Source organism: Cellulomonas uda, from assembly GCF_006538705.1.
In the GTDB taxonomy this organism is placed as follows: Bacteria; Actinomycetota; Actinomycetes; order Actinomycetales; family Cellulomonadaceae; genus Cellulomonas; species Cellulomonas uda.
The window spans coordinates 1-20,937 of record NZ_BJLP01000038.1; the positions used below are offsets into that span (position 1 = coordinate 1).

Here is a 20,937-nt window from a genome sequence, read left to right on the forward strand (position 1 = left end):
GGCCTACCAGGCGGCCGCCCCGTGCGGGGCGGCCGCCCGCCAGGCCCGACCACGGCCGTGCGCGCACACCACACCCTCCTGGCCGTCGCCCCACGCGGGTGACGGCCGGGAGGCTGGTCCTAGCGGAAGGAAACTGTGGTGGCTGATACCGGACGGGCGCGCAAGCTGGCCGAGAGGATCCAGCAGGTCGTGGCGCAGATGCTGGACACGCGGATCAAGGACCCGAGGCTCGGGTTCGTGACCGTGACGGACGTGCGTGTCACGGGCGACCTGCAGCACGCGGACATCTACTACACCGTGTACGGCGGCGACGACGCCCGCACGGGCAGCGCGGCAGCGCTGGAGTCGGCCAAGGGCGTCATCCGCTCCGAGGTCGGCAAGCAGACCGGGGTGCGGCTCACGCCGACGCTCGCGTTCCACCTGGACGCGGTGCCCGAGACCGCGGCGCACCTCGAGCAGGCGCTCGCCGACGCCGCGCGTCGCGACGCGGAGCTCCAGGCGCTCGCGCGGTCGTCGTCGTACGCCGGTGAGGCGGACCCGTACCGTCGGCTCGCCGACGAGGACGACGAGGACGACACGCGCGGCTGACCGTCCGTGCACGCACGACGAGGGCGCCCCGAGATGCTCGGGGCGCCCTCGTCGCGTGTCGCCGTCAGCGTGCGGCGAGCGTGGGCTCGGCCGCGGCGGCTGCCGGGCGTTCCGGGTGCGGGTCCGTGTCGAGGTCCAGGTCGGCGCGGCGGTCGTCGGGCGTGACCACGTCGACGTCGGGCGTGATGCGGCCCGTTGCGCGGGGCATGAGCGCCGCGACCAAGGCGCCGAGCCCGACGACCGCCGCGCCCACGAACGCAGCCGGGCGCAGGCCCTGTGCGTACCCGTCGGGTGTGAGCGCGCCGCCCGCGGCCTGGAAGACGGCGACGACGACGGCGACACCGACGGCGCCGCCGACCTCGCGGATCGTCGCGTTCACGGAGCTCGCGGTGCCGTGGTCGTCGGGCACCATGTCGGCGAGCACCGCGGTGGCGGACGGTGCGAACGTCAGGCCCATGCCGATGCCGGCGAGTGCGAGACCCGGGACCAGGTCGGCGTACACGGTCGCGTCGCCGATCACCGCGGCCTGCCACGCGAGGCCGACGGCCTGCAGCGCGAGCCCCGCGGTCAGCAGGGGGCGTACGCCCAGCCGGGGGGCCAGCAGGCCCGCGAGCGGTGCGACGAGCATGGGTGCGGCGGTCCAGGGGAGTGTGCGGATCCCGGCTGCGAGCGGGCTGTACCCCATGCCGATCTGCAGGTACTGCGAGAGCACGAACACGGTGCCGAACACGCCCACCGAGAAGAGGAACGCGCTGCCGTTGGCGACCGAGAACGAGCGCACGCGGAACAGGCCGAGGGGCACCAGGGGATGGTCGGTGCGGGCCTCGCGGCGCAGGAAGCCGACGAGCAGGACGACGCCGGCGACCGTGGCGCCGATGATGCGGCCGGAGCCCCAGCCCTCGTCGTTGCCGTTGACGACCGCCCAGACGAGCGCGAGCACACCGGCCGCGGCGAGCAGCAGCCCGGGCACGTCGATGCGCTGCGCGCGTCCGGACGACTCGGGGAGCACGCGCAGGACGAGCGGGACCGCGACGAGCGCGACCGGCACGTTGATCCAGAAGATCGCCTGCCAGGAGATGCCGTCGACGACGGCGCCGCCGATCACGGGGCCGAGCGCGACCCCGAGGCCGGACACGGCACCCCACACGCCGATCGCCATCGCACGCCGCGCGGGCGGCACGGCGGCGGCGAGGAGGGTGAGCGACAGCGGCATGACGGCGGCGGCCCCCGCGCCCTGGACGGTGCGGGCGGCGATGAGCAGCTCGGGGGTGGTGGCGAGCGCGGACGCGATCGAGGCGAGCGCGAACAGGACGATGCCCCCGACGAACACGCGTCGCCGTCCCAGCCGGTCGCCGAGCGTCGCGGCGGCGATCATGAGCGACGCGAACGCGAGCGTGTACGCGTTGACCATCCACTGCAGCTCGGTGAGCGAGGCCGACAGCTCGGTGCGCAGCACGGGCAGGGCGGTCGTCATGACGAGGTTGTCGAGCGTGGCCATGAACATCGGCAGCGATGCGGCGAGCAGTGCGATGCCGGTGCCGGCGGTGCGCCGACGTGCCCCCGTGCGGGCCGGTCCGGCGCCGGGCGGCGGCCCGGCGGTCTGGTGCGTGGTCATCGGATCTCCCCTGCGGGTCCGGCCGGGGTCGGATCCCCGGACTACTTGTTGGCATTGAGTGATTACTAACAAGGGGGACCGTAGGCATCGGCTGATAACCTGTCAAGATGACCAGCGAGACGCACGAGCGGGCGACGGAGCCCGGACGCGGCACCCGGATGTCCGGCGACGAGCGGCGCGAGCAGATCCTCGGCGCGGCCCGCCGGGTGTTCGCCGAGGGCGGCTTCGCCGCCACGACGGACGAGGTCGCGCGCGCCGCCGACGTGTCCCAGCCCTACGTCGTGCGGCTGTTCGGGTCCAAGCGCGACCTGTTCCTCGAGGCGTACCAGCAGGCCGCGGACCGCGTCGTCGGCGTGCTCACCGTCGCGGCGCGCGAGGACGACCCCAAGGAGGCCATGGGACGCGCCTATCTCGAGCTCATCGAGGACCGCGACCTGCTGCGGCTGCTCATGCACGGGTTCATCGCGAGCGCCGACGAGCAGGTCGGCCGCGCCGCGCGGCACTGCCTGGGCGAGGCGTACCGCCTCTACGTCGACGCCACCGGTGCGACGCCCGACGAGGCGCGCCAGTTCGTCGCGTTCGGGATGCTCCTCAACGTGCTCGTCGCGACCGACGCGGAGGCGCACCCGGGCGAGGACCCGGGCATGGACGGGCTGCTCGAGTGCGTCGCCCTGACCGCCCACCGCGCGGCGGGTGGCGCGTGAACGGGGCCCGGACGGACGCGCACGAGCAGGCGCGGGCACGCCGCGCGGCGCAGGGGGAGCGGCCGCGTCGCAGGCCGACCGCGGCCGACGGGTTCGTCGTCGTCGACAAGCCCGCCGGGTGGACGAGCCACGACGTCGTCGCGCGCATGCGGGGGATCGCCGGCACGCGCAAGGTCGGGCACGCGGGCACGCTCGACCCGATGGCGACCGGCGTGCTCGTGGTCGGCGTGGGGCGGGCGACGCGCCTGCTGACCTACGTCGTGGGCGCGGACAAGGAGTACGCGGCGACGGTCCGCCTCGGCATCGCGACGACGACCGAGGACGCCGAGGGCGAGGTCACGCGAGCCGACGACGCCGCGCACCTGACGCGCGCGCAGGTCGAGGCGGCCGCCCGGACGCTCACCGGCGAGATCCTGCAGGTCCCGAGCGCGGTGTCCGCGATCAAGGTCGACGGCGAGCGGGCGTACGCGCGCGTGCGGGCCGGTGAGCAGGTGGAGCTCCCGGCGCGGCCGGTGACGGTCCACGAGCTCGTCGTCGGCGACGTGCGCGCGGCCGAGGCCCAGGGTGTGCGGGTGCTCGACGTCGAGATCCGGACGGTCGTCTCGTCGGGGACGTACGTCCGGGCGCTCGCCCGGGACCTGGGTGCCGCGCTCGGCGTGGGTGCGCACCTGACCGCGCTGCGACGCACGCGCGTGGGCGGCTACACGCTCTCCGAGGCTCGCACGCTGGAGGCGCTCGCGGCGTCACCCGACGACGTCCCGGTCGAGGTCATGCCGCTCGCGGACGCGGCGCGCGCGACGTTCCCCGTGCGGCTGGTCGACGAGGCCGAGGCCAGGGCGCTCGGGTACGGCCAGGCGCTGCGGGCCGACGGCACGACCCGTGACCCGGACGCGACCGTCGCGGCGATCGACCCCTCGGGGCGGCTGGTCGCGCTGCTGCGCCTGCGGGAGGGCCGCGCCCGCCCGGTGCTCGTGCTCGCAGCCGACTGACCTCGCCGGCGCCGGGAGGTCGGCCACGGGCAACTCGTGCGGAGGTCACCGATCCGGGTGACATGCGTGCTGACGTCGCGCTTCGAACCGGTTCGGGTGCTCGGAACCGGTTCCGTACGCCTGGTTTGCGCTGTACCGTCCCCCTGGCGACGATCGAGGGTGGTGTCCGGCTCTCGTGGCAGCGCCCCTGTGGCCATCTGGCCCGGCTTCGAGGAGACGACGTGGTTTCCTGGTCCAGTCGCCGTGCACGCACGGCTGTCCTTTCTGCAGGCCTGACGGCCGCAGCCCTGGTCGCCGCGACGGTCGTCGCGCCGGCCGCCCTCGCGGATCCCGTGGGGTCGACGCATGACTTCGAGTCCGGCGCGCAGGGCTGGCACAGCTACGGCGGCGACTCGACGTCGTCCGTCGTCGACGGCGAGTTCTGCGTCGTCGTCCCCACGGGGACGAAAGACCCGTGGACCGTCGCCGCGCAGCACGACGGGATCACGTTCGAGGCGGGCACCACCTACACGGTGTCCTTCACCGCGCACGCGACGCAGGACGTCTCGGTCAACCTGCGCGCGGGCATCGGGTGGCCCGACGACGTGGCGTCGACCGTCGCCCTGACCTCGCAGGAGCAGGAGTACTCGTTCACCTGGAACCCCGAGTTCAGCGGCGAGGGCAACCTGTCGTTCCAGCTCGGCGCGCAGGCGGCCGACTACACGTTCTGCCTCGACGACTTCCAGCTCGCGGGCGACGCCGAGCTGATCCCGGACACCAGCTTCGACGGTGTGCTGCCCGAGGGGTGGAGCGCGGCCGGCTGGACCGTGACCTCCGAGCCGGGCGAGGGGGAGCCGCTGTGCTTCGAGGTCCCCGCGGGCTCGGGGCAGTACGACGGCCTCGTGCTCAACGGCCTGCCGATCGAGGAGGACGCCAACTACCGCCTCACGTTCACGGCGAGCGCGAGCAACGCGGCGACGATCCGCACGATCGTCGGCGAGAACGCCGTGCCGTGGCGCGCGGCGTTCGCCGACAACACCCAGCTGTCGACCGAGCTCACGGAGCACGAGCTCGCGTTCACCTCGCCCGTGACGTTCCCGGCGCAGTCCGACGACCCGGCCGTCGGTGTCGGGCAGGTCGCGCTGCAGATGGGTGCCCGCGGGGACTTCACGTTCTGCATCACGAGCCTGTCGCTCAAGAAGGTCGCGACGCCCCCGCCGCCGTACGAGCCGGACGTGCGCGGACCCGTGCGCGTCAACCAGCTCGGCTACCTGCCCGACGGGCCGAAGAACGCCACGGTCGTGAGCGACGCCACCGAGCCGCTCGCGTGGCGGCTCGAGGACTCGTCGGGCGCCACCGTCGCCTCGGGTGACGCGACGCCCGCCGGGCTCGACCCCTCGTCGCAGCTCACCGTGCAGACGATCGACTTCTCGTCGTTCCGCACGGCCGGCAGCGGGTACACGCTCGTCGTGGGCGAGGACCGCAGCGACCCGTTCGCGATCGCGAAGGACCTGTACGCGCAGCTGCGCTACGACGCGCTGAACTACTTCTACCCCGTGCGCTCGGGCATCGCGGTGGACGTCCCCGACGACCGCTACGACCGTCCCGCCGGCCACGTGTCCGGGCCGGACGGCGAGGTCAACAAGGGCGACCTCGACGTCGCGTGCCTGACCGCGGCCGAGGACGGTGCCGCGTGGTCCTACGGCACCTGGACGTGCCCGACCGGCTACTCGCTCGACGTCGTGGGCGGGTGGTACGACGCAGGTGACCACGGCAAGTACGTCGTCAACGGCGGCATCGCCGTCGCGCAGCTGCTGAGCATGTACGAGCGGTCGCTGCACTCGCCCGACGCGGCCCGCGGCGCCCTCAAGGACGGCACGCTCGACGTGCCGGCCGACGAGAGCGGCAACGGCGTGCCGGACGTGCTCGACGAGGCCCGCTGGGAGCTCGAGTTCTTCCTCCAGATGCAGGTGCCGACCGGCTCCGGCATGACGGTGTCCGCGACCGACAAGCGCTCTCTCGACGGCCTCGTGCACCACAAGATCCACGACGTCGGCTGGACGGGCCTCGGCCTCCTGCCGTCGCAGGACCCGCAGGAGCGCCGCCTGCACCGGCCGTCGACGGCCGCGACGCTCAACGTGGCGGCGACCGCCGCGCAGGGCGCGCGACTGTTCGCGAAGTACGACAAGGCGTTCTCCCAGCAGCTCCTGAGCGTCGCGCGCAGCACCTACGCCGCCGCGAAGCGGGTTCCCGACCTGTACGCGCCGCAGTCCGCGGGGCAGAACGGTGGCGGCCCGTACGACGACACGGACGTCAGCGACGAGTTCTACTGGGCGGCCGCCGAGCTCTACCTCACGACGGGTGAGAAGACGTTCGAGACCGCCGTGCAGAGCAGCCCGCTCGCGACGAGCGACATCTGGGCCCGCTCCGGGTTCTCCTGGGGGAGCGTCGCGGCGCTCGGCCGGATGGACCTCGCGACCGTGCCCAGCAAGCTGCCGACCCGCAAGGCCGTGCAGGCGTCGGTCGTGACCGGGGCCGAGAAGATCCTCGCCTGGCAGCAGGCCGAGGCGTTCGGCACGACCTACCCGGGCGACGCCGACGGCTCGTACGTGTGGGGCTCGAGCTCGTCCGTGCTGAACAACCAGGTCGTGCTCGCCACGGCGTACGACCTCACGGGTCAGGCGCGGTTCGCGAACGCGGTGCTGGAGTCGATGGACTACCTGCTCGGGCGCAACGCGCTGAACATCTCCTACATCACCGGGTACGGCACCAAGTTCGCCTCGCACCAGCACAGCCGGTGGCTCGTCCCGCCGCCGCCGGGGACGATCGCGGGCGGCCCGAACTCCCAGAGCAGCACGTGGGACCCGGTCATGAACCGGCTCTACCCGCCGGGTCACGACTGCGCGCCCCAGCTCTGCTACGTCGACGACATCGAGGCGTGGTCGGTCAACGAGCTCACCATCAACTGGAACGCCCCGATGTCCTGGGTCGCGTCGTTCGTCGCCGACCTCGGCGTGAGCGGGGTCCCGACCGCGCCGGTCGTGACCAAGCACCCGTCGGACGTCTCGGCGAAGAAGGGCACGTCCGTGGCGCTGCGGGCCACCGCGAGCGGCAAGCCCGCGCCGTCCGTGCAGTGGCAGGTGCGTGACGCCAAGGGTCGCTGGGTGGACGTGCCCGGCGCCCGGACGACGACCCTGCGGATCGTCGTGACGCCGGCGACCGACGGTGCGCAGTACCGCGCGGTGTTCCGCAACGCGTCCGGTACCGCCACGACCGACGTCGCACGGGTGACGGTGCTCGCCGGCCCCAAGGGCCCCGGCCCGAAGGGTCCGGGTCCCATCCCGTGGCCCGGTCGCGGGTGACCTGACGGCACCTGACCGCCGGCGGCCCGCCGCACCAGACGCGACCCCGCCACCGACCCGTCCAGGTGTCGGTGGCGGGGTCGCGCCGTGGTACGTGGCCGCCGACGGCCGCGCCGCGGTGGCATGATCGGCGCGTGCATCGCTGGTCCGACCTCGCCGACGTCCCCGCGGACGTCGGTCCCACCGTCGTCACGCTGGGCAACTTCGACGGCGTCCACCGCGGTCACGCGAACGTCCTGCGGCGCATGGCCGCGGACGCGCGCGCCCGCGGCTGGTCCGCGGTGGCCGTGACGTTCACGCCGCACCCGCTGCAGGTCCACCGGCCGGACGACGCGCCGCCCCTGCTCACGGGCGACGAGGACCGGCTCGACCTGCTCGAGGCGACGGGGCTCGACGCGGTGCTGCTGCTGCCGTACTCGCTGCAGTTCGCGCGGCAGAGCCCCGAGGAGTTCGTGCGCACGTACCTCGTCGACGGGCTGCACGCGCGCACCGTCGTGGTCGGGCGCGACGTGCGGTTCGGCTGGCAGAACTCGGGCGACCTGTCGACGATGGTCGACCTCGGGCGGCGCCACGGGTTCGACGTCGAGGTCATCGACGACATCACGCCCGACGACGGCGGCCCGGCCGACGACGCGTCCGGCGGGGCGCGCCGCTGGTCCTCGACGTGGGTCCGTGAGGCGCTCGCGGCCGGCGACGTGGAGCAGGCGTCCCTCGTCCTCGGGCGCCCGCACCGGCTGCGCGGGATCGTCGTGCACGGCGACGCCCGGGGCCGCGAGCTCGGCTTCCCGACGGCCAACCTCGCGCAGGACGCGGTCGGCATGGTCCCGGCCGACGGCGTGTACGCCGGCTGGTTGCGGCGCACGCGTCGCGCGGACGGCACGCCGGTCGACGAGGTGCGCCTGCCCGCGGCGGTGTCGATCGGCACGAACCCGACGTTCGACGGGGTGCAGCGCCGTGTCGAGGCCTACGTGCTCGACCGCACCGACCTCGACCTGTACGACGACGAGGTCGTGCTCGACCTCGTGGCGCGACTGCGCCCGACGCTGCGGTTCTCGTCGGTCGACGAGCTGCTCGACCAGATGCACGCGGACGTCGAGCGGGTCCGCGAGGTCCTGGCCGCGGACGACTGACGAGGATCTTCGGACGAAAGCCTCAGGTCGGCGCCCCGACCTGCCGATGGCCGTGTCGGGACCTCGCAAGGGGTCCCGGTCCTGCCGAGCGTCTGCCGTCGTCCTGGAGGTGTCGGGTGAGCCCAGCCCGCACGCGCGTCCTTGCTCTCGTCCTCGTCTCGTCGACGCTCCTCGCGGCGGGCGCGCTGCCGGCCTCGGCCGCACCCGTGCGGTCGTCGGCGTCCGCGCCGCGGGCGCTCGTGGCCGCCCCCGCGGCGACCGACGTCGCGGCGTCCGGGACGTCGGACCGCATGCCGACGAAGGCCTGGGTCACCAACCTCTACCGCACCCGCATCGTGCCGGCCCTCGGCACCCGGGTCTCGTGGTCGGGCAGCGTCTCGTCGTGCTCGATGGGGCGGGAGTCCGACGCGTCGCGTGCGGCCACGCTGCGCATGGTCAACTCGATGCGCATGCTCGTGCAGCTCTCGACGGTGAAGCTCGACACGACCGCGAGCAACAAGGCGCAGAAGGCGGCGCTGCTCATGGACGCCAACGGCAAGCTGTCGCACTCGCCGAGCCAGAGCGACTTCCCGCGGTGCTGGTCGCCCGCGGCCAAGGAGGCGGCGGGCTCGTCGAACCTCGCGCTCGGCGCCACGGGCTCCAAGGCGATCGCGGCCTACATGGACGAGCCCGGCGACGGGAACACCGCGGCCGGTCACCGCCGCTGGATCCTCAACCCGGCCACGACGCACATCGCGACCGGCTCGACCGGCAACGCCAACGCACTGACGGTGTTCGGTCTCGGGACCTCGGCCAACGCCGCGCGGCCGGGCTGGATCGAGTGGCCCGCGCGCGGGTGGTTCCCGCAGCAGATCGAGCCGGACGGCCGGTGGTCGCTGTCCTCGTCGAACGGCGCGGTCAGCTTCGACAAGGCGGCGGTCAAGGTGCAGCGCGTGACGACGGACGGCAAGGTCGTCAAGACGCACTCGGTGCGCAAGCACCCGGTCGCGACCGGGTACGGGCCGAACACGGTCGTGTTCGACGTGTCGGGCGTCGCCCACCCCACCGGCAAGGCGGTCGCGTACTACCGGGTCACGGTGACGGGCATCCGCGGCGGCGGCCAGTCGTCGTACTCGTACCTCGTGCGGCTGTACGACCCGACCGCGTGACGCCTGTCCCGTGACGGCCCGTCCCGGTCGGTCCGGCCAGGCCTGGTAGTCTGTGGGAGCCGTCAGAACGGCCGCGGATCCAGAGAGCCCGGGTGGACGTGCCCCGGCGCACCGCGCAACGAACCACACAAGGAGAGCCGTGTCCCTCGACGCTGCCACCAAGCAGGCCATCATGACCGAGTACGCCACGCACGAGGGCGACACCGGTTCCCCCGAGGTCCAGATCGCTGTCCTGACGCAGCGCATCAAGGACCTGACGGAGCACCTCAAGGAGCACAAGCACGACCACCACAGCCGCCGCGGCCTGCTGCTGCTCGTCGGTCGTCGTCGTCGCCTTCTCGGCTACCTGCAGAAGGTGGACATCAACCGTTACCGCTCGATCATCGAGCGCCTCGGTCTGCGCCGCTGAACCTCGCGACCAGCCCGGACCCCGTGCGGGGTCCGGGCTGGTCCGCATGTCGGGCCCGCGCGTCGCGCGACAGCCCGGCGGCACCGGCGGCATGATCGTCGGCGGTGCCGCGCGAGCGCGGCGGACGTGACGTCCGCCCGACCCGCACCCGCACCACCAGCACCACCGCACCATCCACCGCGTCGGTCCACCTGTCCGGTCCTCGGTAGTGGCCCCCGGAGCACGAGCTCCGTAGGCCTCGATCGAAGACCGCCGGGACCGGCCGGCGCCTTCGACACACGAGGAGGGCACCCGTGGAGGGTCCCGAGATCCAGTTCGCCGAGGCCGTGATCGACAACGGTCGCTTCGGCACCCGTACCGTCCGGTTCGAGACCGGCCGGCTCGCCAAGCAGGCCGCCGGCTCCGCCGCCGCGTACCTCGACGGCGACACGATGCTCCTGTCGGCCACGACGGCCGGCAAGCACCCCAAGGAGCAGTTCGACTTCTTCCCGCTGACGATCGACGTCGAGGAGCGGCAGTACGCCGCCGGCAAGATCCCCGGCTCGTTCTTCCGCCGCGAGGGCCGTCCCTCGACCGAGGCGATCCTGGCCTGCCGCCTGGTCGACCGCCCGCTGCGCCCGCTGTTCGTCAAGGGCCTGCGCAACGAGGTCCAGGTCGTCATCACGGTCCTGGCGATCCACCCGGACGACGCGTACGACGTGCTCGCGATCAACGCGGCGTCGATCTCGACGCAGCTGTCGGGCCTGCCGTTCTCCGGCCCCGTGGGTGGCGTGCGCATCGCGCTCGTCGACGGCCAGTGGGTCGCGTTCCCGCGCTACTCCGAGCGTGAGCGTGCGACGTTCGACATGGTCGTCGCCGGCCGTGTGGTGGGCGACGACGTCGCCATCGCGATGATCGAGGCCGAGGCGCCCGAGAAGTCGTGGAACCTCATCAAGGACGAGGGCGGCCAGGCGCCGACCGAGGAGATCGTCGCGCAGGGCCTCGAGGCGGCGAAGCCGTTCATCAAGGTCCTGGTCCAGGCGCAGTCCGAGCTCGCCGCGAAGGCGGCCAAGGAGACGCAGGTCTTCCCGACGTTCCCGGACTACCAGGACGACGTCTACGCCGCGGTCGAGGCCGCCGCGACGGCGCGCCTGGGCGAGGCGCTGAGCATCGCCGACAAGCAGACCCGCGAGGGTCGGCTCGACGAGATCAAGGCCGAGGTCCAGGGCGAGCTCGCCGAGTCGTTCGAGGGTCGCGAGAAGGAGATCTCCGCCGCGTACCGCTCGGTGCAGAAGAAGCTCATCCGTCAGCGCATCCTGACCGACGGCTTCCGCATCGACGGCCGTGGCCTGCGGGACATCCGCACGCTCTCGGCCGAGGTCGAGGTGCTGCCGCGCGTGCACGGCTCGGCGCTGTTCGAGCGCGGCGAGACGCAGATCCTCGGCGTCACGACGCTGAACATGCTCCGCATGGAGCAGCAGCTCGACACGCTCTCCCCGGAGACGCGCAAGCGCTACATGCACAACTACAACTTCCCGCCGTACTCGACCGGTGAGACGGGCCGCGTGGGCTCGCCGAAGCGCCGCGAGATCGGCCACGGCGCGCTCGCCGAGCGTGCGCTCATGCCGGTCCTGCCGAGCCGCGAGGAGTTCCCCTACGCGATCCGCCAGGTCTCCGAGGCGCTGGGCTCGAACGGCTCGACGTCGATGGGCTCGGTCTGCGCCTCGACCCTCTCGCTGCTGAACGCCGGTGTGCCGCTGCGCGCGCCGGTCGCGGGCATCGCGATGGGCCTGGTGTCCGACACGGTGGACGGTGAGACCCGCTACGCGGCGCTCACCGACATCCTCGGTGCCGAGGACGCGTTCGGCGACATGGACTTCAAGGTCGCGGGCACGCGCGAGTTCGTCACGGCCATCCAGCTCGACACGAAGCTCGACGGCATCCCCGCGAGCGTCCTGGCGGGTGCGCTGACGCAGGCCAAGGAGGCGCGCCTGGCGATCCTCGACGTCATCGCCGAGGCGATCGACGTGCCCGACGAGATGAGCCCGTTCGCCCCGCGCGTCATCACGGTGAAGGTCCCGGTCGACAAGATCGGCGAGGTCATCGGCCCGAAGGGCAAGATGATCAACCAGATCCAGGAGGAGACCGGCGCCGACATCTCGATCGAGGACGACGGCACGGTCTACATCGGCGCGACCGACGGTCCGTCGGCCGAGGCCGCGCGGGCCGCGATCAACGCGATCGCCAACCCGCACATGCCCGAGATCGGCGAGCGCTTCGTCGGGACCGTCGTGAAGACGACGACGTTCGGCGCGTTCATCTCGCTCTCGCCGGGCAAGGACGGTCTGCTGCACATCAGCCAGATCCGCAAGCTCGTCGGCGGCAAGCGCGTCGAGAACGTCGAGGACGTGCTGTCGATCGGGCAGAAGGTCCAGGTCGAGATCGGCGAGATCGACCCGCGCGGCAAGCTGTCGCTGCACGCGGTCGTCGACGAGGACAAGGCCGACTCCGACGCGGCGCAGGCCGCCCCGGCCGACGCCTGACGTGCCGCTCGACCTCCCGCTCGTGCGCCCGGGCCTCCCGGGCGCGGAGCAGTCCGCCGGGCAGGACGGCGACGCCCACGTGCGTCGTTCCGTCCTGCCCGGCGGGGTCCGGGTCCTCTCGGAGCACATGCCCGGGCTCCGGTCGGCGACCGTCGGGGCCTGGGTGGGCGTCGGCTCGCGCGACGAGACGTCCGGCCACTTCGGCTCGACCCACTTCCTCGAGCACCTGCTGTTCAAGGGGACCGCGCGGCGCTCGGCGATGGACATCGCCGAGGCGTTCGACGCCGTCGGCGGCGAGGCCAACGCCGCCACCGGCAAGGAGCACACGTGCTACTACGCGCGGGTGCTCGACACCGACCTGCCCATGGCGGTCGACGTGATCGCGGACATGGTCACGTCGGCGCGCCTCGAGACCGACGAGCTCGAGACCGAGCGCGGCGTGATCCTCGAAGAGCTCGCGATGAACGACGACGACCCGAGCGACGTCGTGCACGAGCAGTTCGCGAGCGGGGTGCTCGGCGAGCACCCGCTGGGCCGGCCCATCGGCGGCACTCCCGAGACGATCCGTGAGGTCCCGCGCGACGCCGTGTGGGAGCACTACCGGTGGCACTACCGGCCGCAGACGCTCGTCGTCAGCGCGGCGGGTGGCGTCGACCACGACACGCTGTGCGCTCAGGTCGCCGACGCGCTCGCCGCGGGCGGCTGGGACCTGGCCGACGACGCGAGCCCCACGGGTCGCCGCGACGTCGCGCGCGAGCTCGGCGCGGGGGAGCACGGGCTGCCGATCGTGGGTGTGGAGCGCTCCGTGCGCCGGCACACCGAGCAGGCCAACGTGATCGTCGGCTGCACGTCGCTGACCGCGACCGACGACCGGCGGTTCACGCTGTCCGTGCTCAACGCCGTCCTGGGCGGCGGGATGTCCTCCCGCCTGTTCCAGGAGGTCCGTGAGAAGCGCGGCCTCGCGTACTCCACGTACTCGTTCGCGTCCGGCCACGCCGACACCGGCGTGTTCGGCCTCTACGCGGGCTGCACGCCCGCGAAGGTCGACGAGGTCGTCGCGCTGATGGTCGCGGAGTGGGAGCGGCTCGCGGAGACGCCCATCACGTCCGCCGAGCTCGAGCGGTCGGTCGGGCAGCTCTCGGGCGGCCTCGTGCTCGGCATGGAGGACACCGGATCGCGCATGAGCCGGCTCGGCAAGGCGGAGCTGGTGCACGGTGCGCTGCTGTCGATCGACGAGTCGCTCGAGCGGGTGCGCGCGGTGACCGTGCAGGACGTGCAGGAGCTCGCCGCCGAGCTCGCGTCGCGCCCCCGTTCGGTCGTGCGCGTCGGGCCCTTCGGGGACTGACGCGCGGCGGGCGGTCCCGTCCGCCCACGGGCGTGCTCCGGCGCGCCATGATGGGGCTGTGACCGCGTACCGGTGGATCGAGGCCTCCGCGCCGCTGCTCGTCGAGCACGCCTGGGTGTTGCGGGACGAGGGCGGCGACCGCGAGGTGCTGCTGCCCGACGGCCGCGGGCTGCTGCAGCTCGTCGTCGGCGCACCGGGGGTGCGTACGGACGTCCTGACGGGGGAGCAGACGGACGATGCGAGCGGGGTGCGCGGCTTCTCGTCCCGCGCGGTCGTGCGCGAGCAGGCGGGACCGGCGGTGCGGCTCGGGCTGCAGCTGCACCCGCTCGCGCTCGCCCTGCTGCGACCGCACGACCTGCTCGTCGACCGGTGTGCGCCGCTGGCGGCCGTCGTCGACGAGGCGGACGCGGTCCTCGCGCGCGACGCCCTCGCGCACGGCGACGACGAGGACGCGGTGCGCGTGCTCGTCGCGGCGCTCGTCGCCCGTTCCCGCACGACCGACCGGCCCGCGGGGGTGACGGCCATGGCCGAGGTGGTCGCGGAGGTCGACCGCACGCGCGGCCTCGTCGCTGCGGCGGACCTGGCGCGAGCGCAAGGGGTGACGGTGAGCGACCTGCACCGCTGGTGCGTGCGGCTGGTCGGCGTCGCGCCCGCGTCCTACCTGGCCGCCGTGCGGTTCGCGGGGTTCGTGCGCGAGGCGGCCGGTCCGGGGCCCGTGTCGCCGCGCGACGTGGTCGGTGCGCTGCAGTGGTACGAGTCGAGCGGGCCCGCGCCGCGCGAGGTCGAGCGGACGACGGGCCTCGCGCCCGCCGAGCTGCGGCGCGTGGTCGACCGGCTCGCGCAGTCGATCGCCGCCCACTGACGGCACGCGCGTCGGGGGCCGCGGCACGCGACGGATAGGGTGGCTGACCGTGAGCGAACGGATCAGGGTCGCCGTGCTGGGTGCGGCGGGACGCATGGGGTCGACGACGGTACGCGCGGTCGAGGCCGCACCCGACCTGGAGCTCGTCGCGGCACTCGACGCGGGCGACGACCTCGCGCGGGTCACGGCCGCGGGCGCGCAGGTCGCGGTGGACTTCACGGTGCCGTCGGTGACCGAGCAGAACGTCCACGCGCTCGTCGACGCCGGCGTGCACGCGGTCGTCGGTGCCACGGGCTGGGACGACGCGTCGCTCGCGCGGGTGCGCGACCACCTCGCGGACCGCCCGGGCGTGGGCGTGCTGATCGCCCCGAACTTCGCGCTCGGCGCGGTGCTGACCATGGCGTTCGCGGCGCGGGCCGCGCGCTGGTTCGAGTCCGTCGAGGTCGTCGAGCTGCACCACCCCGACAAGGTCGACGCACCCTCGGGCACCGCCCTGCACACCGCGCACGCGATCGCGCGCGCGCGCCGTGCGGCCGGGGTGGCCGCGAGCCCCGACGCGACGGAGCAGTCGCTCGACGGTGCGCGCGGCGCCGTCGTCGACGACGTGCACGTCCACGCGGTGCGGCTGCGCGGGCTGACCGCGCACGAGGAGGTGCTGCTCGGCAACCCGGGCGAGCAGCTGACGATCCGGCACGACTCGTTCGACCGCGTGAGCTTCATGCCCGGCGTCCTGCTGGGGGTGCGTCAGGTGGCCTCGCGCCCCGGCCTGACGGTCGGTCTCGAGCACCTCCTCGACCTGGACTGAGCGTGGCCGCCCCTCGCCGCCGGTCCGCGGTCGTCGCTCTCGCGGGAGCGGTCGCGCTCACGGCGCTGCTCGCGCTGTACGTGCTGCTCGTCGCGTCGCGCGCCACGTCGCTCGTCCGCACGGGCGAGCCCGTGGCCGTGGTCCTCGGTGTCGCGCTGTGGGTGCTGCCGGTGCTCGCCGTCTGGTTCGTCGCGCGCGAGTGGAGCCTCGCGATCGACGTGCAGCGCATGGCGGACCGGCTCGCGGACGCGGACGAGCTGCCCGTCGACGACCTGCCGCGCTCGCCCGGCGGGCGGGTCGACCGTGCGGCCGCGCGCGCGGCGTTCGACGCGGTCCGCGAGCGGTGCGAGGCCGCGCCCGACGACTGGCGTTCGTGGTACCACCTGGCGTTCGCGTACGACGCCGCGGGGGACCGCCGCCGCGCGCGGGAGTCGCTCGCGCGGGCCCGCGCGCTGTTCCGCGGCCGCACCGCCCCCTGACGACCGCGTCGGCACCGGTCGCGGGCGTCAGATCGTCGCCCACCACCGGTGCTCGCGCACGGTGCGGGCCGTGCCGTCCGGCAGAGTGTCCGACGCGAGCTCGCGCACGGTGTCGTCGGGGCCCAGGCCGGCGCCGGACAGGAACTGCGCCCGCGCGGTGTCGCCGTCGAGCACCCACGTCTGGAGCTGGTCCGCGCCGTCCTCGCGCAGCAGGTCGACCGCCGCCGCCAGCAGCCGCGAGCCGTGCCCCGCGCGCTGGTGCGGCGGGGCCACCTCGAGCGCCAGGAGCAGGCCGCCGGGGGCGTCGCCGCCCCGCGTGGCGGGGACGGGCGCGACCGACGCGAAGCCGACGACCGCGGCACCCGCGCACGCCACGAGCACGCGGTGCCCGCTCGGCGGCGCGGTGACCGCCGCCGCCCACTGCGCACGCATCGCGTCGAGGTCGAGCACGTCGAGCGCACCGGCGAGCAGGTCACCGTGGGCGCCGCGCCACGCCTCGACCTGGATGTCGACGATCGCGGCCTCGTCGCCCGGCACGGCGGGCCGCACCGAGACGTCCGAGGTCTCGCGGAAGAGCGTCACGACGCGTCCGCGTGCGCGACGACGGGCGACGAGGCCACCGGCTTCGGCGGGTGCTTGGTGGAGACGCGGTCGATCCACGCGAGCGCCATGGCCGAGACGATGAAGGCCAGGTGGATCACGGTCTGCCAGAGCAGCGGCTGCCAGCCGGTCTTCTCGATGGTCGACTCGGCCTCGATGAAGCTCGCGAGGAGGTGGATCGACGAGATGCCGATGATCGACATCGCCAGCTTGGTCTTCAGCACGTTCGCGTTGACGTGCGAGAGCCACTCGGGCTGGTCGGGGTGGTCGTCGAGGCGGATGCGCGAGACGAAGGTCTCGTAGCCCCCGATGATCACCATGATCAGCAGGTTCGCGATCATCACGACGTCGACGAGCCCGAGGACCGCGATGATCATGTCGCCGCTGGTGAACGCCTCGACGTGCGCGTGCCCGTCGGCGTCCACGTGCTCGACCTGGCCCGTGAACAGCCCGACGCCGAGGTGCCACAGCTCCTTCATGAACTGCCACACGTAGAACGCCTGCGCGACGATCAGGCCGAGGTACAGCGGCAGCTGCAGCCAGCGTGAGGCGAAGATCAGCGTGCCGACCGCGGAGCGCTGCACGGTCTCGGCGCCGGACGGGTTCGTCGGCATGGTGGTGGGGGCCTGGGCCATCGGTCCTCCGGTGGGCGGGGGCCGCACGCGCGGCCTCGTCGTCGGGCGAGGGTACAACGCACGAGGTGCGAGTCCGGTGCCGGGCCGCGCTCAGGGCCCGGCGGTGGCCCGGTGGTGGGCTGGCGGCGGCCGTCAGGCCATGCCGAGGGCGCGCAGCCCCGCTGCGGTCGCGGCGGCGAGCACGACCACGACGACGAACGGCGCGCGCAGCGCGAGGGCCACCGCCGCGACCGCGAGCGCGGGCAGGCGCGCGTCCGCGACGAGCGCCTGCCCCTGCGCGACGGCCTGCACCGCGACGAGCGCGGAGAGCAGCGCGACGGTCACGAGCGACGCGGTGCGCGCGACGCGCGGCTCGGCGAGCCAGTGCTCGGGCACGAGGTGCCCGACGAGCTTGATCGCGAGCACGACCGCGGCGCCGACCAGCACCGCGACCCAGGTGGCGGTGGGGCTCACGGGTGACCTCCCTCGGCGGTGCCGCCCGCGGGCGGGTGCCCCGGCGGACCGGAGGCGGGCGGCCGGTCGGGTGCCGGTGCCGGTTCTGGTTCTGGTGCCGGTTCTGGTGCCGGTGCCGGTGCTGGTGCTGGTGCCGGTGCCGGTGCGAGCATCCCGACGAGGATCGCGATCGCGGCCGCCAGCAGCACGGGGACGCCCGCCGGCAGCACGGGCGTCGTCGCGAGCGCCGCGACGACGGACGCGGCGGCGACCAGCCGCGCGAGCCGCGCGTGCGGCCCCGAGAACCGCGGCCAGACGAGGGCGAGGAACGCGGCCGCGGCGGCGGCGTCCAAGCCGTACCGGCGCGGGTCGCCGAGCGCGTCGCCGAGCAGGGCACCGCCGAGCGTGAACAGGTTCCACAGCGCGAAGACGCCGACGCCCGTCCACCAGAACCCGGCGCGAGCCGCCCGGCCCGGTGGGTGCGCGGTGCTCACCGCGGTCGACTCGTCGATCGTCAGGTGCGCGGCCAGCAGGCGGCGCCAGCCGCGGACCCCCAGCAGGGGAGCGACCTGCGGGCCGTACAGGCCGTTGCGCACACCCAGGAGGCCCGCGGTGGCCACGGCGGCCGTGGCGGTCCCGCCGGACGCGACGACGCCGATGAACGCGAACTGCGACCCGCCCGTGAACATGAGCAGCGACAGCGCCATGGTCTGCGCGAGGTCCAGCCCCGCGGCCACGGACAGCGCCCCGAACGAGACCCCGTACAGACCGGTCGCGAGCGACACGGAGAGCGCCTGGCGGACGGCCGCGCGCACCTCGTCCCGACCGCCGTCCGTCACGCGCACAGGGTCGCACACGCGCCGCGCGGCACGGCCGGACGCTGCGGCCGCACGTCCCGCGCCGAACGTACGATGACGCGCATGACGCAGCCGTCCGCGATCCCCACCCCGTACGAGGACCTGCTGCGGCTGGTCCTCGAGACCGGCACGCCGAAGTCGGACCGCACGGGGACGGGCACGCGCTCGGTGTTCGGGCACCAGATGCGCTTCGACCTGTCGGCCGGCTTCCCGCTCGTCACGACCAAGCGCGTGCACCTGCGCTCGGTCGTGCTCGAGCTGTTGTGGTTCCTGCGCGGCGACTCCAACGTCCGCTGGCTGCAGGAGCGGGGCGTGAAGATCTGGGACGAGTGGGCGGACGCGGACGGCGAGCTCGGGCCGGTGTACGGCGTGCAGTGGCGCTCGTGGCCCACCCCCGACGGCGGGCACGTGGACCAGGTCGCGCAGCTCGTCGAGAACCTGCGGGCCGACCCGGACTCGCGCCGGCACGTCGTCTCGGCGTGGAACGTCGCCGAGCTGGGGCGCATGGCGCTCATGCCGTGCCACGCGCTGTTCCAGTTCTACGTCGCGGACGGGCGGCTGTCCTGCCAGCTCTACCAGCGGTCCGCCGACCTGTTCCTCGGGGTGCCGTTCAACATCGCGTCCTACGCGCTGCTCACGCACATGGTCGCGCAGCAGGTCGACCTCGAGGTCGGCGACCTCGTCTGGACCGGCGGCGACTGCCACGTCTACGACAACCACGTCGAGCAGGTCCGTGAGCAGCTCACGCGCGAGCCGTACCCCTCGCCGACGCTGCGCCTGCGCAAGGCGGCGTCGATCTTCGACTACGCGTACGAGGACGTCGAGGTGGTCGGGTACCAGCACCACCCGACGATCAAGGCGCCGATCGCCGTATGAGCACGACGAGCGAGCCGCACGTCGCGCTCGTGTGGGCGCAGTCGGCGGGCGGGGTCATCGGTGCCGACGGCGCGCTCCCGTGGCACGTGCCCGAGGACCTCGCGCGGTTCAAGGCGCTCACGGACGGGCACCCGGTCGTGATGGGCCGCGCGACCTGGGACTCGCTCCCGGCGCGCTGGCGGCCCCTGCCGGGCCGGACGAACCTCGTGCTCACCCGGCAGGCCGGGCTCGAGCTCGAGGGCGCGCTCGTCGTGCACGACCTGGCGACCGCGCTCGCGCTCGCCGCCGACGCTCCCGGCGGCGAGCAGGTGTGGGTCGTCGGCGGGGGAGCGGTCTACGCGCTCGCCCTGCCTTACGCGCACCGCGCCGAGGTCACCGTGGTGGACGTCACCGTGGCGGGCGACACGCATGCGCCGCGGCTCGCGCCGGAGCGGTGGCGTCGGGAGCGCGCGGAGCCCGCCGAGGGCTGGTCGACGTCGTCGACGGGCGCCCGCTACCGGTTCGAGACGTACGTCCGCACGTCCGGCTGACGCGCACCGGCGCGGCGCACGCCGCTCGGAGCGTGGATCGGGCGCGGTCGGGTCCGTCCGTGCGCGGTACGGTGGGCGCCATGCCGCAGGTGACGTCGAGCTCGCGCCCGTTCGGGTCGCTGCTCTCCGCGATGGTGACACCCTTCACCCCGCAGGGCGAGGTGGACCTCGCGGCCGCGGTGCAGCTCGCGCGCCGGCTCGTCGACGCCGGGCACGACGGTCTCGTGCTCAACGGCACGACGGGCGAGGCGCCGACGACGCACGCACCCGAGAAGGCCGAGCTCATCGCCGCGGTCGTCGAGGCGGTCGGCGACCGTGCGTACGTCGTCGCCGGCGCGGGGTCCAACGACACGCTGCACGCCGCGCGGATGGCCGAGCAGGCCGCCGAGGCCGGCGCGCACGGCCTGCTCGTCGTGAGCCCCTACTACTCGCGCCCGTCGCAGCCGGGCGTGGTCGCGCACGTGCGCGCAGTGCTCGACGCGGGCGACCTGCCCGCGATGCTGTACGACGTCCCGGGCCGCGCCGGCGTGCGCCTCGCGGACGCCACGATCGACACGCTCGCGGCCGACGAGCGTGTGGTCGCGTTCAAGGACGCGACCGGCGACACCGTGAACGCCGCACGCGGCATCGCGCGCACCGGGCTGGCCTGGTACTCGGGCGACGACGGCCTCGTCGCGCAGTTCCTCGCCGTGGGGGCCGTCGGCGTCGTCGGCGTCGTCACCCAGGCGGCGAGCGCGATGTTCCGCGAGCTGCTCGACGCGTGGGACCGGGGCGACGTCCCGGCCGCGCAGCGGGCCTACGCCGCGACGCTCCCTGTCACCGACGCCGTGAACGGTGCCGGCTTCCAGGCCGTGCACGTCAAGGCGGCGCTCGAGGTCCTCGGCCTCATCCCGCGTCGCACCGTGCGCCTGCCGTACGTGCCCGCGACCGACGACGAGGTCGACGGCATCCGCGACGCGCTGCGCGCCGCCGGGCTGCTCGACGCGGCCCTCACCTGACCACCGGGCCCGCAGCGCCGGGCCACCCTCGCGGGAGCGCGCCACCGGCCGCCCCGCCCGTCGCAGGAGAAG

General features: G+C 74.0%; 20 protein-coding genes. 15 read left to right on the plus strand and 5 right to left on the minus strand.

Annotated features, from left to right (window positions below):
* Positions 1 to 138 precede the first annotated feature (138 nt).
* Positions 139 to 588: a 30S ribosome-binding factor RbfA gene (rbfA, locus tag CUD01_RS11315; protein WP_141321146.1), complete on the plus strand. Its 450-nt coding sequence runs from the start codon at positions 139 to 141 to the stop codon at positions 586 to 588.
* Positions 589 to 652: 64 nt separating this feature from the next.
* On the opposite strand, the gene CUD01_RS11320 is transcribed toward rbfA, so the two are convergent.
* Positions 653 to 2,203 (minus strand): MFS transporter, encoded by a 1,551-nt coding sequence (locus tag CUD01_RS11320; RefSeq protein WP_141321148.1) that lies wholly within the window; start codon positions 2,201 to 2,203, stop codon positions 653 to 655.
* A 107-nt stretch (positions 2,204 to 2,310) separates the two neighbouring features.
* On the opposite strand from CUD01_RS11320, the gene CUD01_RS11325 reads away from it, so the two are divergent.
* The 11 genes from CUD01_RS11325 to CUD01_RS11375 all read left to right on the plus strand — a co-directional run bounded on the left by CUD01_RS11325 (position 2,311) and on the right by CUD01_RS11375 (position 15,937).
* Complete coding sequence (locus tag CUD01_RS11325; RefSeq protein ID WP_243861109.1) at positions 2,311 to 2,907, plus strand: TetR/AcrR family transcriptional regulator; 597 nt, start codon at positions 2,311 to 2,313, stop codon at positions 2,905 to 2,907.
* Positions 2,904 to 3,896 carry a tRNA pseudouridine(55) synthase TruB gene (gene truB / locus CUD01_RS11330; RefSeq protein ID WP_141321149.1) on the plus strand — a complete coding sequence of 331 codons (993 nt, stop codon included), beginning with the start codon at positions 2,904 to 2,906 and terminating at the stop codon, positions 3,894 to 3,896. The genes CUD01_RS11325 and truB overlap by 4 nt, the downstream gene beginning before the upstream one ends.
* 221 nt (positions 3,897 to 4,117) lie before the next feature.
* Positions 4,118 to 7,237 carry a glycoside hydrolase family 9 protein gene (locus tag CUD01_RS11335; protein WP_218023857.1) on the plus strand — a complete coding sequence of 1,040 codons (3,120 nt, stop codon included), beginning with the start codon at positions 4,118 to 4,120 and terminating at the stop codon, positions 7,235 to 7,237.
* A 134-nt stretch (positions 7,238 to 7,371) separates the two neighbouring features.
* Entirely contained in the window at positions 7,372 to 8,367 is a 996-nt protein-coding gene (locus tag CUD01_RS11340) for a bifunctional riboflavin kinase/FAD synthetase (RefSeq protein WP_141321153.1), read from the plus strand.
* 116 nt (positions 8,368 to 8,483) lie between these two features.
* Positions 8,484 to 9,515 (plus strand): CAP domain-containing protein, encoded by a 1,032-nt coding sequence (locus tag CUD01_RS11345; protein WP_141321155.1) that lies wholly within the window; start codon positions 8,484 to 8,486, stop codon positions 9,513 to 9,515.
* Between the two features lie 139 nt (positions 9,516 to 9,654).
* The gene (gene rpsO, locus CUD01_RS11350) at positions 9,655 to 9,924 is read left to right on the plus strand and encodes a 30S ribosomal protein S15 (protein WP_094179760.1); all 270 of its coding nucleotides are present in this window, start codon (positions 9,655 to 9,657) and stop codon (positions 9,922 to 9,924) included.
* Between the two features lie 293 nt (positions 9,925 to 10,217).
* Positions 10,218 to 12,446, plus strand: a complete 2,229-nt coding sequence (locus CUD01_RS11355) for a polyribonucleotide nucleotidyltransferase (protein WP_141321157.1) — start codon at positions 10,218 to 10,220, stop codon at positions 12,444 to 12,446.
* 1 nt (position 12,447) lies between these two features.
* A complete protein-coding gene (locus CUD01_RS11360; protein WP_094179762.1) occupies positions 12,448 to 13,791 on the plus strand; it encodes a M16 family metallopeptidase in 1,344 nt (447 codons plus the stop codon).
* Positions 13,792 to 13,849: 58 nt separating this feature from the next.
* A complete protein-coding gene (locus CUD01_RS11365; RefSeq protein ID WP_141321159.1) occupies positions 13,850 to 14,653 on the plus strand; it encodes a helix-turn-helix domain-containing protein in 804 nt (267 codons plus the stop codon).
* Positions 14,654 to 14,702: 49 nt separating this feature from the next.
* Positions 14,703 to 15,458: a 4-hydroxy-tetrahydrodipicolinate reductase gene (gene dapB / locus CUD01_RS11370; protein WP_141321161.1), complete on the plus strand. Its 756-nt coding sequence runs from the start codon at positions 14,703 to 14,705 to the stop codon at positions 15,456 to 15,458.
* On the plus strand, positions 15,455 to 15,937 hold the full coding sequence (locus tag CUD01_RS11375; RefSeq protein WP_208405505.1) for a hypothetical protein: 483 nt from the start codon (positions 15,455 to 15,457) through the stop codon (positions 15,935 to 15,937). The genes dapB and CUD01_RS11375 overlap by 4 nt, the downstream gene beginning before the upstream one ends.
* A 27-nt stretch (positions 15,938 to 15,964) precedes the next feature.
* On the opposite strand, the gene CUD01_RS11380 is transcribed toward CUD01_RS11375, so the two are convergent.
* From CUD01_RS11380 to CUD01_RS16740, 4 genes are all read right to left on the minus strand, one after another.
* A complete protein-coding gene (locus CUD01_RS11380; protein ID WP_094179766.1) occupies positions 15,965 to 16,519 on the minus strand; it encodes a GNAT family N-acetyltransferase in 555 nt (184 codons plus the stop codon).
* A complete protein-coding gene (locus CUD01_RS11385; RefSeq protein ID WP_243861110.1) occupies positions 16,516 to 17,172 on the minus strand; it encodes a TIGR00645 family protein in 657 nt (218 codons plus the stop codon). The genes CUD01_RS11380 and CUD01_RS11385 overlap by 4 nt, the downstream gene beginning before the upstream one ends.
* 132 nt (positions 17,173 to 17,304) lie before the next feature.
* On the minus strand, positions 17,305 to 17,625 hold the full coding sequence (locus CUD01_RS16735; RefSeq protein ID WP_094179768.1) for an AzlD domain-containing protein: 321 nt from the start codon (positions 17,623 to 17,625) through the stop codon (positions 17,305 to 17,307).
* The gene (locus CUD01_RS16740; protein ID WP_141321163.1) at positions 17,622 to 18,443 is read right to left on the minus strand and encodes an AzlC family ABC transporter permease; all 822 of its coding nucleotides are present in this window, start codon (positions 18,441 to 18,443) and stop codon (positions 17,622 to 17,624) included. The genes CUD01_RS16735 and CUD01_RS16740 overlap by 4 nt, the downstream gene beginning before the upstream one ends.
* Positions 18,444 to 18,524: 81 nt before the next feature.
* Between CUD01_RS16740 and CUD01_RS11400 the strand changes: the two genes are divergently transcribed.
* From CUD01_RS11400 to dapA, 3 genes are all read left to right on the plus strand, one after another.
* Positions 18,525 to 19,337 (plus strand): thymidylate synthase, encoded by an 813-nt coding sequence (locus tag CUD01_RS11400; protein WP_141321165.1) that lies wholly within the window; start codon positions 18,525 to 18,527, stop codon positions 19,335 to 19,337.
* Positions 19,334 to 19,867, plus strand: coding sequence for a dihydrofolate reductase (locus CUD01_RS11405; protein ID WP_141321167.1), 534 nt, complete (start codon positions 19,334 to 19,336; stop codon positions 19,865 to 19,867). Before CUD01_RS11400 ends, CUD01_RS11405 begins: the two co-directional genes overlap by 4 nt.
* Before the next feature lie 80 nt (positions 19,868 to 19,947).
* Positions 19,948 to 20,865 carry a 4-hydroxy-tetrahydrodipicolinate synthase gene (dapA, locus tag CUD01_RS11410; protein WP_141321169.1) on the plus strand — a complete coding sequence of 306 codons (918 nt, stop codon included), beginning with the start codon at positions 19,948 to 19,950 and terminating at the stop codon, positions 20,863 to 20,865.
* Positions 20,866 to 20,937: the final 72 nt, after the last annotated feature.